Here is a 17,169-nt window from a genome sequence, read left to right as displayed (position 1 = left end):
GTAGAATCCTGCCAATGTCTTCCAAAAAAATAACCGTTGATCTTGTCATTCCCGTCTTCAATGAAGATGGCGTGATCGAACACACCCACAAGCGGATCTGTGATGTGGTCGATTCGCTTGCTTATGATTTTCACTTTATTTATGTGGATGACGGATCAAACGACGGGACAGTTGCCACGCTCCGAAAAATAGCGGATGCCGACCCGAGAGTGATCCTGCTCCAACTCAGCCGCAACTTTGGGCATCAGGCCGCGCTGACGGCGGGTATGGATGCGTCGCGCAGTGACATGGCGATCACGCTCGATGGCGATGGTCAGCACCCGCCCGAGATGATTCCACAAATGTTGAATTTGATCGCGCAGGGTTACGACATTGTGCAAACCCAGCGCATGGATGAAGCCCAGCCCGCGTCGTTCAAAAAATGGACCTCGGGCCTGTTCTATCGCTTGATCAATATTATCAGCGGTACGCAGGTGCTGCCCGGCGCGGCAGACTTTCGCGCACTCACGCGCCCTGCACTCGATGCGCTAAAAGCCATGCCCGAATATCATCGCTTTTTACGCGGCATGGTTTCGTGGATCGGTTTTTCAATGGTGATCCTGCCGTATCAGCCCGAAGAACGCATCAGCGGTGTTTCGAAATATTCGCTTAATAAAATGATTCGCCTTGCGATGGATGCGGTCTTTTCATTTTCACTTGTGCCGCTTTATGTGGGCTTGAGTCTTGGTGGAATTTTGCTCTGCCTTGCATTGGTGGAGATGCTGTATGTCCTTTCGTTTTGGATAACGGGGCAAACTTCCAATCTTGCGCCGGGCTGGAGTTCATTGATGTTCGTGATCCTGATCGTGGGCGGAATGTTGATGGCCCTGCTTGGTTTCATCGGCATCTATGTCGGTTATATTTTTCAGGAAGTCAAACGCAGACCCATCTATTTGATCAAAGGGGAGAAAAAGAATGAATGATCCTCGCCCTCAACCTTTTTATATAACTTTATTGCGTCATGGCGAATCGGTGGGCAATGCCGAATCGCGCTGGCAGGGACAGGCCGATTTCCCGCTCAACGACACAGGCCGCGCGCAGGCACGCGCACTGGCCGAGCGCTGGAAAGCGGAAGGCACGAAATTTGACTTTGTGATCGCTAGTCCGCTGGTGCGCGCGAAGGAAACGGCGGAGATCGTTGCTTCGGTGATGAATCTAAAGGTCGAGTTTGACCCGCTGTGGCTGGAGCGCGACAACGGTGAATTTGCAGGACTCACCGCGCATGAAGTGCGGCAGAATTTCCAGCATCCCGCTTTTTCCACGCCGTACGATCCCGTCGGTGTGGACGGGGAAGGGGATTGGGAGTTGTTCCTGCGCGCGGGACAGGCGTTACATCAATTGCTTAAACGTGAGCCTGCCCGTTATTTGATCGTCTCACACGGCGGATTGTTGAATCAGGTCATGCATGCCGTAGTGGGAGTTGCTCCGCAAGCCAACAATGCGGGCACGCGATTTCGTTTTGGAAATACCGCCTTTGCCCAATTGATGTATTACCCACATCAACATCGCTGGGCAATTGATAAGCTCAACGATCACATGCATTGGAAGGATACGGATTGATTTCGTCCTGAGCGGAACGAGAACGTATTTCGACAGTGCAGACTATGATCAACAATTTACGAATACCCAGTAGATAAAAATTTTATAGAGGCAGCTTTGCAATCATCCATTTCCAATGTAAAAGCAACAGATCAATTGAAAGTCCTCGTCTTCGGTGCGGGCGCGATCGGGACATATTATGGCGGGTCGCTTGCGCTTGCAGGTCATCATATCGTTTTCGTGGAACAACCCAAAATGGTGGAGCAGTTGCGCGAGCGCGGCTTGCGCTTGGATTTGACAATTGATGAAAGAAGAAAGACCAAAGATGCTTTTGTGGTCGAACCGCGTTCTTTTGTCATTGAGCCGTCTTTGGAAGATGCCTTGAAGTTCGGTCCCTTTGATGTGGCGCTCTTTGCTTTGAAATCCTTCGATACCACCGCCGCACTGGAGGGGATGAAACCCTTTGCGGAAAAACTTCCGCCCATTCTATGCCTCTCGAATGGCGTGGAAAATGAACAGGCCATTGCCCGAGCCCTCGGCGCAGACAAGGTCATTTATGGCACGGTCACAACCGCCATCGGTAGAAGGGGAGCGGGGGATATCGTCCTCGAAAAATTGCGCGGCACGGGCATCGCAGCGGGACATGCCCTCTCGGAAAAACTCGTCGCCGCGTTCCAGAATGCCTATCTCAATTGCCGCTTGTACCCCGAAGCGCACAGCATGAAATGGTCGAAAATGCTGACCAACCTTGTTGCGAATCCAACCTCGGCGATCTTGAACATGTCTGCCGCAGAAGTCTTTGCGAATCGAAAATTATATAAACTCGAGATCGCCATGCTGAAGGAATGTCTTGATGTGATGAAGGCGCAGAATCTCGAAGTGGTGGACCTGCCCGGCACGCCCGTCAAATTGCTGGCGCTGGCCACGAAACTGCCGCTTTGGCTGTCCAAGCCCTTCCTCTCCCGCGCCGCAGGCAGTGGACGCGGCGGCAAGATGCCCTCCTTCCACATTGACCTGTACTCGGGCCGCGGCCAAAGCGAGATCCAATTCCTGCACGGGGCGGTCGTCCGCGAAGGCAAAGCCCGCGGCGTGCCGACCCCCGTCAACGAAGTGCTGACCACGACCCTGCTGGCGTTGACGAACAAGGAAATTCCGCTGGAAGAGTTTGCGGGGCAGCCGGAGAAGTTGTTGGAAAGATTAGAAAAGTTGACAAGTTTGAAGGTTGGAAAGTGAAATATGGATAATGTTGAATTGGATGGTCGTTATCAATTTGGGTTGTTTGGTGAAATGTATGAAGGTGGCGTGGTTAAGACCGCTTTCGTTTGCTGGGCTCTTTCATAGAACTCTCCCTTGAATTGATGACCTTTTTTTTCTCAGTCATTCCCAGTTGACAAAACAAACTTTCAAACCTGCCAACCTGTAAACTTGTAACTTGAAACCTGAAACCCAAAATGACCATTCAAATCGTTCCCCAAAACCAAAACGTCGAACTCCATCTCTCCGATGGACGCATCCTGTCAGGCCCGCGCGGCACGCAGGTGGGGGAGTTCCTTCGCGCAGTCAAAGATGATTTTGGCGCACCCATCGTCGCCGCCATCATCAACAACGAAATTCACGAATTGACCTACCCCGTTGAGCGCGAATCGGATTGCACCCCTGTCACCATGGACCGGGCCGATGGCGCACGTATCTATCGCCGCTCGCTCATTTTCCTGCTTGAGATCGCATTCGCCGAGCTTTTTCCAAAAGCCAAACTCACCATTGACCATTCCGTTTCATCGGGCGGGTTTTATTGTCAGGTCACTGAGCGCGAGGCGCTGACGCATAATGAACTTGATATGCTCAAGACCCGCATGAAAAAAATTGTTGAGGATGATCAGGTCTTCGAGCGTAAACAAATTCCGATTCAGGAAGCCATTCAATATTTTGAAAAACTTGGCTACACAGACAAAGTCCGTTTATTTTCACATCGCCAAAAAGATTATCTCACGCTCTACATTCTCAATGGCCGCATGGATTATCTGCATGGCTACATGGTTCCGTCCACGGGCTATTTGCGCTGGTTTGACCTTAATCCCATCGAGGGCGGCTTCACCCTTCAATTTCCACGCCGCCATGCGCCCACACATCTTGAGCCGATGGGCGATTATCCAAAATTATTGAGCACCTTCCGTCAATATGGAAACTGGCTGACCCGCCTCGATATTGATAACGTCGGTTCCATGAACGATGCCATTGTGGCAGGCCGCGCTGATGAAATCATCATGGTCTCGGAAGCACTCCACGAACAAAATGTCGCTGACATCGCGCAGCAGATCGCGTACAAAAATTCGCGCATCATCCTGATCGCGGGTCCATCCTCTTCGGGGAAAACGACCACCTCGCGCCGCCTTGCCATCCAACTGCTTGCGCGCGGCATCTCGCCCTATCCGCTCGAACTGGATAATTATTTTATTGATCGCGCAAGAACACCGCTCGGCGAAGATGGCAGTCCCGATTTTGAAGTCCTCGAAGCACTCGATCTAAACCGCCTCGCGCTGGATATCGAGAAACTGCTAAACGGCGAAAGAGTCCAATTGCCGAGATACAACTTCAAGACAGGAATGAGCGAGACGGGTGACGTCATCCAACTGAAAGAGGGACAGCCGCTCATCCTCGAAGGCATTCATGGGATGAACCCCCGCCTCATCCCTGACCGTTGGTCTGGTGCGGCGTTTCGGGTCTATGTCTCCGCCCTGACACAACTCAACCTGGATCGCCATAATAGAGTTTCCACCACCGATACCCGTCTCATCCGCCGCATGGTGCGCGACGCGCGCGAACGCGGATATTCCGCCACGCAGACCATCAGCCGCTGGGAATCCGTTCGCCGCGGCGAAAAGCGACACATCTTCCCTTATCAGGAAAACGCGGATGTGATGTTCAACTCTGCGCTGGTGTATGAACTTGCGGCACTCAAACAATTAGCTGAGCCGCTTTTGCGGCAGGTGCAACATCGCTCACCTGAGTACATCGAAGCCAGAAGGCTGCTTGCCTTCCTCGAATGGTTCCTGCCATTGGATGCAAGTTTGATCCCCGCCAACTCCATCGTTCGTGAATTTTTGGGCGGCTCGAGTTTGAAAGATTTCAAGATCTGGAGAGGTTAAAAGCAAAACCCCGAGCTTCAAAAACTCGGGGTTTTGCTTTTATTTTCTAGATAGCTCGCTGCTTAAGATGTAATGGTTATCTGGCTGCCTTTCCATGATAACGATCTGACAATTTTTTGGGTTATGCAGGCTTTCAAATTCTTCAACACTCCAGTGAAACCAGCGCATTAGGAATAGTCTCATCGTCAGTCCGTGCGAGACGATCAAAACATTTTCGGGAAAATTTTCCTTTTTGAAATCCCTGTGAAGCGTATCGAGGAAACTGCTGACGCGGTCATATACATCTGCGCCTGATTCGCCGTCGGGAATACGGTAATAAAAGGTGCTGAAATTATCCCGTTCTTCAATGATCCCTTTGTTATCGTCAGGGTGGCGTAAGTGACCCCAATCCTGTTCGCGTATTCTGGGATCTTCTATTGATTTGACTACATTCTGTTTGATCGCTTCTCGAATATGCTGAAAGGTTTCACGGGTCCTGAAAAATGGGGATAGATACACATAAACTTTTTCGTCTCCAAGGATCTCTTTGAGCCGCATACCTGCTTGTTGGGCTTGTTGAATCCCTGTGGAGGATAATTTCAAAGCGAAATCCTGAACGGTATGATATCGTGACCGATCCAGATTTCCTTCAGATTCACCGTGCCGAATCAGAATAATTCGCTTGGGTCTCATTCAAAGAACTCCAGTGTGATGATTATTTCAAAATTGTTTCGATTTGTTCCAGTTCTGATAATGTGAAATCGAGATGGTTCAATGTTCCAACTGCATCATCGATCTGTTCCACTTTGCTGGCACCGATCAAAACGGAGGTCATGACGCTGTGGCGTAGAACCCATGCCAGCGCCATTTGAGCCAGAGTCTGTTCGCGGGCTTTTGCCATCTCATTCAACTTGCGGACTTTGTCCAGTTTGTCGTCAGTGATGTTGGCAGGCTTGAGGAAGCCGTGCGCCTTGGATGCGCGCGAGCCTTCAGGGATTCCACCGCCGAGATATTTATTGGTGAGCAGGCCTTGTGCGAGTGGGGAGAAGGCGATGCAGCCAATTCCTTCATCTTCAAGTGTTGCAAGCAAACCATCTTCCACCCAGCGGTTGAACATGCTGTAGGCAGGCTGGTGGATCAGACAGGGTGTGCCAAGTTCGCGCAAGATGCTGGCAGCTTCGGATGTTTTGTCGGCGGGATAATTGGAGATGCCCACGTAAAGCGCACGCCCGCTGCGGACGATGTAATCGAGTGCCTGCATGGTCTCTTCAAGCGGGGTCTCGGGGTCGGGGCGGTGGTGGTAGAAAATATCCACGTATTCGAGGCTCATGCGTTTGAGGCTTTGATCAAGGCTGGAGACGAGATATTTACGCGAGCCCCAATCTCCGTAGGGACCATCCCACATGGTGTAACCCGCCTTGGATGAAATGATGAGTTCATCGCGATGCGGGCGCAGATCCCTTTTCGATGATCTGGCCGAAGGTTTCTTCGGCAGAGCCTGGAGGCGGACCGTAATTGTTGGCGAGGTCGAGGTGGGTGATGCCCAGATCAAAGGCACGCAAGGCCATGGCGCGGCTGTTGGAGAATGTATCCACGCCGCCGAAGTTGTGCCACAAGCCCAATGAAACGGCTGGGAGTTTGAGTCCGCTGAGGCCTGAGCGGTTGTAACGCATGGTTTTGTAACGGGATTCGTTTGGAAGATAGTTCATGCTTGCTCCTATATTTTTTTACTGCTTCACTTTCAATCCGTCAACGCCGTAATAGCGGGCGCCGCAGTTGAGGGAAAATTGCTTCCAGCCTTTGCCTGTTGAGCCGAACATGTCGCGGGTGTGGATTAGGCCTGTGTCAATTGCTGGGACTTCGATCAGCATGTTGCCCTGTGCTTTTTCGGTGGCGATGATCGCATCGCGTTCATCCCAGACGCGGGCGCGGTAGATGAACCCGTCAATTTCGCTGTAGATGCTGGTGATGCTGCGCGCGGTGTAGGCGAAGCCCGCGAGCATGACGACCACAGATGCCAACACGAGCCATTGACCTGTGATGTTTTTGGCGGCCCACATGCCCACGATCCATGCCATGATGGCGATGCCGAGCAGCAGGGTGAAGCGCGAGAGGGATTGTCCACGCGGGTCGGGGGTGGCGCTGTAGAAATACGCGCTCGGCGCTTGAATGGCGGTGATGAGCAGATAAGTGATGAGGGTAGTGAATGCCAATAGAATGGCAACCCGTTTCACAGTTAAGATTGAATCGTCTGCTTGGGTGGTGATGATGCCGAGGCCGAGCATCATCCCGATAAAGACGGCGTGAGGCAGGGGCAGGTCCTTCAAAGAGAAAACAATGAAGTCAATGGCATGTTTCAGCGAAACGAAGGGGACGATGAGCGGGTTGCTGCGTTTGACGTTCATGTTCGCGACGCGCGCGTTGGAGGGGGAGACGATGAGCGCGATCATGCCGAGTAGGAGGAACAGCCATGCGATGAAAAGGGTTTCGAATGAGCGCTCAGCCCAGGCTTGATTCTGTTTTTTTGCGCGCCAGGTGGCGACCAGTAAAAGGGTTGTGCCGCTGAAAAGAAATACGCAGCTGATCTCGCCGAGGCCTGCCGCCAAGAATGCGAGCGGCGCAACGATGTAGTTTACCCAGCGTGCGGGTGTTTCTTGATTCATTTGGTGGGTGACGAAGCCGAGGATCAACATCCAGAACACGATGGCGGTGCTGTAGGGAAGCACGCCCGAACGCCAGTAAAGAATTTGAAAACGCTGCGGCGAAAGATAGAGATTGTAAAAAAGCAGCAGCGCTGATGCAAACAGGATGACGGCGAATGGCAGCGGCTTGATGAGTTTGGAAACGTTCCAACCTGTCCACACGAGGCCGATGAGCCATAGCGAAATGGTGAGGGTGGCGACGAGTTGATTGCCGAACATGCCGAGCGTGTTTTCGGTAAGCGCGGAGAAGAAAGTGAGCGAATAACGGTTGGAGGAGTAGCCCGTGTCTTCGGTGTCGAAATATTGCAGTGTAGCAGGGAGGGTGCCAAGCTGGCGCGCATCGGCACTGTAACACCAGTCATCGGCCCAGTAGCGATTGTAGAAGCCGAGATAGGCCAACACGGCGAGTCCTGCAAGGACGGTAATGTTGCCGAGGAGGACGATAATGGAGGGGAGTTTTTTCTGCATTTAGATCACACCTTGTTCGATCAAACTTTCGGCCATGCTTAGCACACCTTCTTCTGCGAGGCGCGGAGTCCATTTGAGAATGCGTTTTGCATTTCCGTTCGAGAGTTCGTAGTCCCAATCGAGGCTTTCGGTGACGCGCGCGACCTTTTTATCAAACAGGCCGATCAGTCGCACAAGAATACTTGGGAATTCGAGCTTATTGATCTTATATCCGCGTGATGAAAATTTGCTGTGAAGCAGGTTTGCAATGTCTTTCAGCCACAGGGATTTGTCGGCTGCGACGATAAATCTTTTGCCAGCGGCTTCGGGTGTTTGCATGGCGAGGATGATCGCGGATGCCACGTCACGCACATCCACTGAACCCATTTTGATGTGCCCCACACCAGGTACCTGTCCGAGCATAATCGTGCGGACCAATTCGATGGAGGTGCGGAAGTCCTTATTCGGCACGGGCCCCAGGATCAGCGGTGGATTTATGGTAACAAGTTCCATCTTGTTCGTATTTTCGCTGCCGTTGATGAAATCCCATGCGGCGCGTTCGGCGAGGGTTTTGCTTTTGGCATACGCGCCAATGTCTTTTGTCAGATCAGACCAATCGGCTTCGCTGAAGGTTTTGTTCTCGCCATTGTGCCCCGACGAGATCGCGGCCACCGATGAGACCTGTACTACACGCTTCACGCCCGCCTTATGAGCGGCACGCAAAACGCGCAAGGTCCCCTGTACAGCGGGTATGATCAATTCATCTTCATGCTTTGGTTCGTACAATGGAAACGGCGACGCGACATGCAGAACGTATTCGATGTTGTTCAGCGCTTCTTCCCAACCCGAATCCTGACTCAGATCAGCAGGCAGAATCTCCAGCCGATCATTTGCCTGTATGTACTTTGAGATGGTGCTGCGGAGATCCGCTTCGCGCTCAAGAGTCCGCATGGTGCTGCGGACGTTATATCCCTGATGGAGCAGTTGAATGATAGTGTGAATGGCGACAAATCCGCTTGCGCCTGTGACGAGGATGGGGGAGGGCATGTGTTGTTCCTTGATGTTGGTAGGAGTGCGGACTTCAGTCCGCTTTTTATAAAACGCGAAATAAATATCGCATACCGAAGTTTAGAACGATTCGTACAAATCCGTCTCAAAGGGCAGAGTCCCTTTGCGGACGGATTCGATCTGTTCTGCGGTAAGGGAGTTGCGCCATTTGTCGGCCTGTTTGCGGCTGTCGCGCTGGATGTTGTAGTAACCGCCGTCCATGCCTGTGGTGCTTTTCTCAATTTCGTCAGCAATGGACTGATTCCACGGCAGGCCGAGCTGGATGTAAAGTTTTTTGAATTCGGTCACGGGGTCGCCCGTCAGTTTTTCGAAGAAGACCCACAGCCATTTTGGATTTTTGCGATGCAGTTCCTTGATCGTCTTGTTGGTGCGGCCCCAATCCTGGCTGATCTGTTCGAGGGCTTCGAGTGAGATTTCTTCAATGCCCTGATCGTGCTGGAGTTGCCGAAGGATGCTTTCGCTGCGTCCTGCGGGGTGACGGCAAATATAGACGATGTTGGCGTTGGTCAATGCTTCACTGGATTCGCCGATGACTTCTACAAAACTAATGGGTTTGATCACGATGGCCTTCGAGAAAAACGGCGCCTTGAGCACGGCAAAAAGCGAAATACAAACCAAAGTATGGACCTTTAGCTCGGTCGGCACTTCGGCGTGGACAAAGTCCCAGAAGTTTTGCTGGGTGTAGTGACGGTCGGGGCCGAAATGCTGCTTCATCAATTCGGTTTCGGGTTCGTGCATGTAGATGGAAGTTTTGCCAAGCGAGAGGAATTTGCCGAGCATGCTGGTTCCACTGCGGCTCATGCCGAAGATCAGAATCACTTTCTTCATGCGAAACGCAATCACGATCCGCGTCAGGAATGCGATCAGTTTTCTGTATCGCAGGGTAGCGAGGATGAAGGTATAGGAACGTAACTGCTCGGGCTTGTTCATTCGAATTAGAAAAGGAAAAGCAAAAGAGAAACCAGCGTACCCGCTGCACCGCAGGCGAAATTGACCCAATCATTATCGAGCCACTTCCAGCCGCGGATGTGGACGGTAGGTGTGCCGCAGGTGTGCAGGGGATGTTTCTCGGTCTCTTTTTTATCAGTTGGGCAGTAGTACATGGCTTGCACTGTACCGCCGAGCAGGGAGTCAACGAGCGAACCAGCCAGCCCTGAAATTGTGATCAATGGAAGCAGAAACCAGTTGTCGGTTAAGAGCGAAGCGAGCACTGCGATTAAGGCAGACCCTGTCAACGAGGCGAGCGTGCCGATTAATGAGATTCCGCCCGAGGTGCCTTTTTCCACAACTTTTCGTAAGTTCGTGATCATGCGCGGTGGATTCGGATTCAAGACGCCGAGTTCGGTGGCCCAGGTATCGGCGTTGACTGCGGCGAGCGCGGCGGCGAATCCGACCCAGGGCAGGCTTGATTCTGGAAAAAAGAAATGGAGCGCGGCGAAGAGGGTTGCCACGCCGCCGTTGCCGAAGACCTGCCCTGCGTCGCGTTCATGGCCTTTGGAGAATTTTTCGTCGAGGCCTTGTTTGCGTTTTTTGAAGGCGCGGCTCAACACGGACGATGTGATGAAAAATGTGAGCAGCAAAACTGCCCATTGCCAGCCGCCGATGCCGAAGATGATCGTGCCTGTGAATGCGGCGGCGATGGCTCCGCTTTGGTTTAAGCTGCGGGCTTTGTATGCAAGAAATGCGATGAGGATTGCGAGGAGGAAGCCGAGGAGAAGTTGCATAAGGGTTGAAGGTTGGAAAGTTGACAGGTTTGAAGGTTGGAGTTTAACCTGTAAACTTGATAACTTTTAAACTTGTTAACTTTCTTACACAGGGGTTGTGATAATGAAAAGCACTGCCAGCAAAAACAACAGGCTTGAAAAAGTGCTGGAGCCCCACACGATGAAGGCGAGGATGCGTTCACGGTCCCAGCGGTAGAAATACAAGCCTGCAACCCAGCCTAGTACCGTCAGCAAAAGACTCGCAACGGGGAAGATGATGAGTTGAGCCGATGGCACGGTTTCGAGTGCGCTGCCGACAAATTGCGGACCGAGCGCGACGCGCGGTGTGGATGGGATGATGAGGCTGGCCCAGATGAACAATCCCAGATTCAAAAATAAAGCGGTGAGCCAGAGATAACGGGCGAGTCCGCTTTCCCAGGCCTGCGTGACGACGAAAGACGGATACACCGATTTTGCTTCAACGGGTGCGAGGCTTCCCAATTCGGTTGCGCGGGCGAAGGTCTGCGTAAGCGTGGAGGGGTCTTCGGGTGAAATGACGAAAACACGTTTTGCGGTGGCAACCAGCAAAAGTTTTTTCGCATCTGAAGCGAGGAATTCCACCACGCCGAGATCGGGGTGGCGGCGCATGCCCAGCAAACCGCCAGGCAGCCTGAAAGAGGGCAGCACAAGCGGGCGGGTGAGATCATCGGCGGGCCGCATCCACTCGATGTCGCTGAGCGGAATATCTTCCACGCGCAAGCCCCAATTGATGGCGAGGCTGTCACGGTCCATGTGATAGTCGGCGCGCCAGAGAGAATAGGCGCGATACACAAAAAACGGAATCGGCGCAAACGAAAATAACAAGACCAGCAACGCGATCAGAAACTGCGGTCCAACTTCTGCGCGTGAAAGGTTGATGAACCCAACAAAGGCAACGACCATCAATACAATGATGATGCTGCCATGCACGATCAAGCCGCGTCGTTTGGGTGGGGGATAATGTCCGATATTCATGGGGAAAGGATGATGAAGGAGGAATTTATGCTTTCATGACTTCTTCACGAATGATGTTCGAAACATAATCCACTTGATCTTCGGTCATGATGCCGCTGAATGGAATCGCCAGTCCGCGTTGGCCGAGGTCTTCGGTCACGGGGAAATCGCCTTCCTTGTATCCAAATCTTTCCACCATGTACGGCTGTAAATGGATCGGCAAAAAGTATGGTCGCACGGGAATTCCGCGCGCGTCGAGTTTCTTTGCCATTTCGTCGCGGTTGATTCTTTTGTCAAAGCGGATGACGTACACGAACCACGACATGCGCGTTGTGAAGGATTCGATATATGGCGTTTCGACGCCTGGGATCTCGGAAAGCCGCGCTTCGTACCAAGCTGCAACCTGATTCCGTTTCGTGAGAATTTCATCAAGCCGAGTCATTTGCGAAGCCCCCATCGCCGCAGACATTTCGTCGATGCGGTAGTTGTAGCCGAGGTGGGTGTGTTGCAGCCAGGTATCGCCAGGGGCGCGTCCTTGATTGCGCAAGGCACGCATAAAATGCGCGGCCTGATCGTCACTGGTGATGATGACTCCGCCTTCGCCTGTGGTGATCTGTTTGTTGGGATAAAACGCGAACACGCCGAAATCGCCGAGCGTGCCAGCCTGTTTGCCTTTGTAGGTTGCGCCCAGCGCCTCACACGAATCTTCGATGACCTTCAAGCCATGTTCTTTTGCCACGGCATTGATCGCATCCATGTCGGCAGGTTGACCGAATACATCCACGGGCAGGATCGCTTTCAATTTTCCGCTTTTGTCCGCGCCTTTTCTCGGCAGGAATTTTTCAATATTCCTCGCTGCATCGGCCACCAATTCAGGATTGATGTTGCCAGTCTTCGGATCAATATCCACAAAGACTGGAATCGCGTTTTCAAAAAGCAACGCGTTCGACGACGCCACAAACGAAAACGGCGTGGTGATGACCAGATCCCCTGCGCCGATCCCCGCCGCACGGACGCACAGATGCAGACCCGCTGTCCCTGAGTTGACGGAGATGGCGTGCTTCGCGCCAGTCAGGTCACAGAAGGTCTTTTCAAAGGCGGGAGTCCATTTGCCCATGCTCAAATTGGGCGTGTTGATCACTTCGATGACAGCCTGACGGTCGGCATCGGTCAGATCGGGGGAAGACATGGGGATTTTGTATTGGGTCATAATTTTTATTTTAAAGGCGGTGCATTACACCGCCCCTACAATTCCTCTATGATTTTTTCGAGCGGGACGAGTTTGTTTTCTTTTTCCTTGCGCGGCTTCAATTCTACCATCCCATTTTGGAGCGCCTTTTCCCCAACCGTCACGCGGATCGGGCAACCGATCAAATCTGCGTCGTTGAATTTGACGCCTGCACGCTCGTCGCGGTCATCGAACAGGACGGAAATCCCCGCATTTTGCAGTTGGTTGTAAATCTTTTCGGCTTCGGCGCGGGTATCCATTTGTTTGCCAGGCACATGCATGAGATATACATCAAAAGGCGCGGCAGATTTGGGAAGGGTCAACCCTTTTTCGTCGTGATAAGTCTCGGCGAGGGCCAGCAACCAGTTTTCGTAGTAAAGACCGAAGCGCGTCCCCAATGGAATTGCAGAAACGACTTCAAGGGGATTTCCACAATTTGAGCAGGCGTCACCTGCTTTTGCCATCACCAGGTCTTCGACAATCTCCGCCGAATAATCACGCGGATAATTTGTGTTCAACAGGTGATATCCCGCCTCATTGGCTCCCGCCGCCAGATTTTGCGATCGGGGAATCAGGTCATCTACAAGGATGAGGGCCTCGTTGAGGCCGATGGGCGATGCGTACCCCGCCACCGCGCCTGACCTTGCAATTGCTTCGGCGTCAGCGGGCTGTATCTCGCCGATGATGTATTCCAGTTTGGCTTCGCTCAGTTGCATGTCTCCGCGCACGGCGACAAAGACGAACTTCCCATCTTCTTTGCGGGTGTACATCAAGGCTTTAGCGGTCTTCTCTTTGGGCAGGCCGAGAAAATTCGCCAGTGACTCGATAGTATTGCAATCGGGAGTCAACACCTTTTCGAGCGGACGTTCCTCTTCGCGGGGCAGGGGAGATTTTTTGAATTTCGCCATATCCAGCAGTTCAGTGTATTTGCAGGAAGGGCAATGGGCAACTTCAAGATTGCCTGTGGCCATCGGAAAGAAAACCGCCTGTTCACTGACCAGCCGCGGCAGGTCAACCACTGTTGAAAACGATGGATCGTTGGAGAGGCTTTCCAGCCGCGCAAGCGCTTCTTTGCCAAGCGGCAGGATTTCACTTTCACGGGTCAAATACCCCGCGCGGACGAGGAATGCGAATCCCTCTGTCCGTGCGTTGTTGGGGGCTTCACGCTGGGTTTGGATTTTTAGGTCGGTGTATTTCATGGGATTAATAAGGTAAGGACACGGCGTCGCCGTGTCCCTATACTCGGGTGAGGTTAGACTTCGCCTTTTTTCTTCCCGTTGCGCATCATTTTTTGCGTTGAATCCGTCGGGATGGTCGGCTCGGGGATGGGTATCTGGATCGGTGTTTGGGCGATGGATTCTGCCTGAGCGGCCTCCGAAGGCGTGGCTTCAGGAGCAGGCTCAAGGTCCAGATCGACCGTTTCTTCCATCCGAATTTGGCCGCGCAGGAAGGCTCCTTCTTCGGTCACGAAAGCGGTTGTGACCACGTCTCCCCACACACGGCCTGAAGCGCGGATCTCGAGTTTCTGGGTGGTGATATTGCCGCGTACTGCACCCGCCACGATGACGGTGTTGGCACGCACGTTTTGGCAGGTGACGCGCCCTGTTTCGCCGACAACGAGCATGCCGCGCAGGGCGATCTCGCCTTCAAACGCGCCTTCGATGCGGACGCCGCCCGAACCGTTGATGCTTCCGTGCCAGATCAGGCCGGAGCCCAACACGGAGGTAATTCTTTCGACAGCTTGTACAGGTTGGGCGGTTTCAGTGGGGGTGGTGTTGCGTTTGAACATGGAGGCAATTTTACCTTGAAAAAGGCAGGCGCGGAAAACGCTGCGAACGCGTCTTTTGCGTTCATTGCGTATCAGCACCCGATTTACTGGTTATAGACTTTTGCTTACTTCTTTCCCTACCCGCCCTTTTCATCCTTTTCGCTGACTTGCACACCGATGATGTTGAAGCCAGAGTCCACATACAACACCTCGCCTGTGACATGGGCCGAGAGATCGGAGGCGAGGAACACGGCCGAGTTGCCTACATCTTCAATGGTGACGTTTTCGCGCATGGGAGCCATATCTGCAAAGTGCTTGTACATATCGCGGAAGCCGCCCACGCCCGCCGCCGCCAGTGTGCGGATGGGGCCAGCCGAGATCGCATTCACGCGGATCTTCTTCGGGCCGAGCTCATAGGCCAGATAGCGGGTGGATGATTCCAGCGCGGCTTTGGCGACGCCCATTACATTGTAGTGCGGCGCAACTTTCACCGAGCCGTAATAGGTCATGCACATGACAGAAGCGCCGGGATTCATGATCGGCAGAAAAGCATTGGTCAGCGCAACAAGGGAGAACACACTGATCTCCATCGCCACTTTGAATCCCTCGCGGCTGGTTTCATTAAATGGTTTGCTCAATTCATCGCGGCCTGCATATGCAATTGAATGGACCAGCACATCGATCTTTCCAAAATGTTTCGCGGCTTTTTCAACGGTCTGCGCGATCTGGTCATCCTTGGTAATATCGCATTCTTCCACCCATTTGCAATCCACCTGTTCGGCCAGGGGCTTGACGCGGCGCTCGAGCATTTCGCCAGCGTAACTGATGCCGATGTTCGCGCCCTCGCGCTTGAAAGCCTGCGTGATTCCCCACGCAATCGATTTGTCGTTCGCAAGACCAAAAATAAGTGCGTTCTTTCCTTCCAATAATCCCATGTTCATCTCCTAAAAAATCGATTTGGATACCCGATTATCGAATGTCGGCTATCGTCTCTTTGACTAAAAATCGCCACGGCTTGGAGAACCAAGGCTCTGGCGTAGTATTTAAACCCACGCGGGGGCCAATCGTCACGCATTTATCGGGGACTTTAAACCCCGCTTCGATCCTTAAGCTGGAAGTTGATTCTGTCAGATCGGCATAGTTCTCACTTTTAGTGATGCCCAGCGCCTGAGTCAGCTTGCCTGGCCCGAGTGTATCCCGCCCCTGACGACGCTCCATCATCACGTCAATTCCCTCCAGCGGTTGTATCGCACGGATGAGCACCGCCGCAGGAAAGCCTTCCTTTTCAGTGACCGCGTTCAGCATCCAGTGATTGCCATAAGTGAAGTAGACATACGCCCGTCCGGGCGGCCCGAACATCGGATCCGTGCGGATGGTGCGCCCCGCCTTGGCGTGACTGGCGAGATCATCGAAGCCAAAATACGCCTCGGTCTCGCTGATGATACCGACGAGTTTCACGCCATCCGAGATTCGCACCAGACGTGCCCCGAGTAATTCGCGGGCCACGGTCAGCGTTGGGCGGTTGTAGAATTTATGGGGGAGAGTCATTGTTAATGTTTGCAGGTTTGAAGGTTTACAAGTTAGAACGTTCAAACCTGCCAACTTGTAAACCTTCAAACAAGAATTTTATTTGAATCTTGCATCTCGCTGAAGCGTGAGTCTTAATCCCTCTTCGAGTTTGATGGAAGGAGTAAAACGTAATTTTTCTTTTGCGAGATTCAGGTCCGCTCTCATGCGCGAGACACCGCCAGAAGTTTGCGGATTGTAGACCACGTTGGCTTTGCTGTCGGTCACATCCAGCACGATGCGGATGAGATCCTTGACCGAGGTTTCAGTCCCTGAGCCAACGTTGATGACCGCTCCATTGATGTTCGGCGCGGTGGATGCCGCGACCATTGCGCTGACGACGTCATCCACGTATACGTAGTCACGGCTCTGGCTTCCATCACCGTGGGCGACCAATGTCCCTCCGCGCTGCGCCTGACGAAGATAATGCGGCACAACGGGGGGTGAGAGGGCGGCAGGTGTTGTCCGGGCCCATAGGCGTTGAAGATGCGCAGGCTGACCGTTTCGATCTTCCACAGTGAGCCGATGGTGTTGACGTAATATTCCGCCGCAAGTTTGGAAACGGCGTAGGGTGAGCGCGGGTTGGGTCTGGTGGACTCTGTCAGTGTAGAGTCGCCCAAGTCGCCGTACACAGCTCCGGACGAAGCAAGAACGACGCGTTTGACTCCCACGTCGCGCATGGCTTCCATCAAAGCCACAGTCCCGCCCACGTTGACCGCGTTATAGTCGCGTGGATATAAAATGGATTCCTGCACTGAAACGCGCGCCGCGAGATGATAGACCACATCCACATCTTGTAGCAGCGTCCATAATTTGGGGCGGTCGCTCACATCTCCGCGTGTGAAATGGACATCGGGTGCAAGCACCTTTGGGTCGCCAGTGGAAAGGTCATCGAGGCCGCGCACCTGGTGTCCTTCGCGGGCGAGATGATTTGCAAGAGAAGAGCCGAGGAATCCCGCGGCTCCGGTGATCAGAAAATTCATAGGAAAAA

Annotated in this window: 16 protein-coding genes and 2 pseudogenes; 4 read left to right on the top strand and 14 right to left on the bottom strand. The window is 52.9% G+C overall.

The annotated features are described in order from the left end of the window. The first annotated feature begins 14 nt into the window (after nt 1–14). The 4 genes from IPI86_RS16385 to IPI86_RS16370 all read left to right on the top strand — a co-directional run bounded on the left by IPI86_RS16385 (nt 15) and on the right by IPI86_RS16370 (nt 4,724). On the top strand, nt 15–962 hold the full coding sequence (locus IPI86_RS16385; RefSeq protein ID WP_345299088.1) for a glycosyltransferase family 2 protein: 948 nt from the start codon (nt 15–17) through the stop codon (nt 960–962). Continuing rightward, a complete protein-coding gene (locus IPI86_RS16380) occupies nt 955–1,599 on the top strand; it encodes a histidine phosphatase family protein (protein ID WP_345299087.1) in 645 nt (214 codons plus the stop codon). The genes IPI86_RS16385 and IPI86_RS16380 overlap by 8 nt, the downstream gene beginning before the upstream one ends. Before the next feature lie 96 nt (nt 1,600–1,695). Next, nucleotides 1,696–2,811, top strand: a complete 1,116-nt coding sequence (locus tag IPI86_RS16375; protein WP_345299086.1) for a 2-dehydropantoate 2-reductase — start codon at nt 1,696–1,698, stop codon at nt 2,809–2,811. A gap of 218 nt (nt 2,812–3,029) precedes the next feature. After that, on the top strand, nt 3,030–4,724 hold the full coding sequence (locus IPI86_RS16370) for a nucleoside kinase (RefSeq protein ID WP_345299085.1): 1,695 nt from the start codon (nt 3,030–3,032) through the stop codon (nt 4,722–4,724). A 39-nt stretch (nt 4,725–4,763) separates the two neighbouring features. On the opposite strand, the gene IPI86_RS16365 is transcribed toward IPI86_RS16370, so the two are convergent. The 14 genes and pseudogenes from IPI86_RS16365 to IPI86_RS16300 all read right to left on the bottom strand — a co-directional run. Next, complete coding sequence (locus tag IPI86_RS16365) at nt 4,764–5,396, bottom strand: histidine phosphatase family protein (RefSeq protein WP_345299084.1); 633 nt, start codon at nt 5,394–5,396, stop codon at nt 4,764–4,766. A gap of 22 nt (nt 5,397–5,418) precedes the next feature. Next, a pseudogene (locus tag IPI86_RS16360) lies at nt 5,419–6,412 on the bottom strand (aldo/keto reductase). Between the two features lie 18 nt (nt 6,413–6,430). Further along, the gene (locus IPI86_RS16355) at nt 6,431–7,873 is read right to left on the bottom strand and encodes a hypothetical protein (protein WP_345299083.1); all 1,443 of its coding nucleotides are present in this window, start codon (nt 7,871–7,873) and stop codon (nt 6,431–6,433) included. Next, on the bottom strand, nt 7,874–8,899 hold the full coding sequence (locus tag IPI86_RS16350; protein ID WP_345299082.1) for an aldehyde reductase: 1,026 nt from the start codon (nt 8,897–8,899) through the stop codon (nt 7,874–7,876). An 81-nt stretch (nt 8,900–8,980) separates the two neighbouring features. Further along, nucleotides 8,981–9,850 carry a sulfotransferase gene (locus IPI86_RS16345; RefSeq protein WP_345299081.1) on the bottom strand — a complete coding sequence of 290 codons (870 nt, stop codon included), beginning with the start codon at nt 9,848–9,850 and terminating at the stop codon, nt 8,981–8,983. A gap of 5 nt (nt 9,851–9,855) precedes the next feature. Then, nucleotides 9,856–10,644, bottom strand: coding sequence for a DUF92 domain-containing protein (locus IPI86_RS16340; RefSeq protein WP_345299080.1), 789 nt, complete (start codon nt 10,642–10,644; stop codon nt 9,856–9,858). A gap of 84 nt (nt 10,645–10,728) precedes the next feature. Further along, nucleotides 10,729–11,637 (bottom strand): PH domain-containing protein, encoded by a 909-nt coding sequence (locus tag IPI86_RS16335; protein ID WP_345299079.1) that lies wholly within the window; start codon nt 11,635–11,637, stop codon nt 10,729–10,731. A 25-nt stretch (nt 11,638–11,662) separates the two neighbouring features. Further along, nucleotides 11,663–12,826: a DegT/DnrJ/EryC1/StrS family aminotransferase gene (locus IPI86_RS16330; RefSeq protein WP_345299078.1), complete on the bottom strand. Its 1,164-nt coding sequence runs from the start codon at nt 12,824–12,826 to the stop codon at nt 11,663–11,665. A gap of 35 nt (nt 12,827–12,861) precedes the next feature. Then, entirely contained in the window at nt 12,862–14,043 is a 1,182-nt protein-coding gene (locus IPI86_RS16325; RefSeq protein ID WP_345299077.1) for a His/Gly/Thr/Pro-type tRNA ligase C-terminal domain-containing protein, read from the bottom strand. Nucleotides 14,044–14,096: 53 nt separating this feature from the next. Further along, nucleotides 14,097–14,633: a polymer-forming cytoskeletal protein gene (locus IPI86_RS16320; RefSeq protein ID WP_345299076.1), complete on the bottom strand. Its 537-nt coding sequence runs from the start codon at nt 14,631–14,633 to the stop codon at nt 14,097–14,099. A gap of 116 nt (nt 14,634–14,749) precedes the next feature. Then, nucleotides 14,750–15,547, bottom strand: a complete 798-nt coding sequence (locus tag IPI86_RS16315) for an enoyl-ACP reductase (RefSeq protein WP_345299075.1) — start codon at nt 15,545–15,547, stop codon at nt 14,750–14,752. A 34-nt stretch (nt 15,548–15,581) separates the two neighbouring features. Further along, entirely contained in the window at nt 15,582–16,205 is a 624-nt protein-coding gene (locus IPI86_RS16310) for a DNA-3-methyladenine glycosylase (protein WP_345299074.1), read from the bottom strand. Nucleotides 16,206–16,238: 33 nt separating this feature from the next. Beyond that, nucleotides 16,239–16,613 carry an NAD-dependent epimerase/dehydratase family protein gene (locus IPI86_RS16305; RefSeq protein WP_345299073.1) on the bottom strand — a complete coding sequence of 125 codons (375 nt, stop codon included), beginning with the start codon at nt 16,611–16,613 and terminating at the stop codon, nt 16,239–16,241. An 80-nt stretch (nt 16,614–16,693) separates the two neighbouring features. After that, a pseudogene (locus tag IPI86_RS16300) lies at nt 16,694–17,161 on the bottom strand (NAD-dependent epimerase/dehydratase family protein); the annotation flags it as partial. Between the last annotated feature and the right edge of the window lie 8 nt (nt 17,162–17,169).

Source organism: Candidatus Villigracilis affinis (assembly GCF_016705895.1).
GTDB classification, from domain to species: domain Bacteria; phylum Chloroflexota; class Anaerolineae; order Anaerolineales; family Villigracilaceae; genus Villigracilis; species Villigracilis affinis.
The sequence above is the reverse complement of the archived record's forward strand: the minus strand, read 5'-3'. Positions and strand labels throughout refer to the sequence as shown.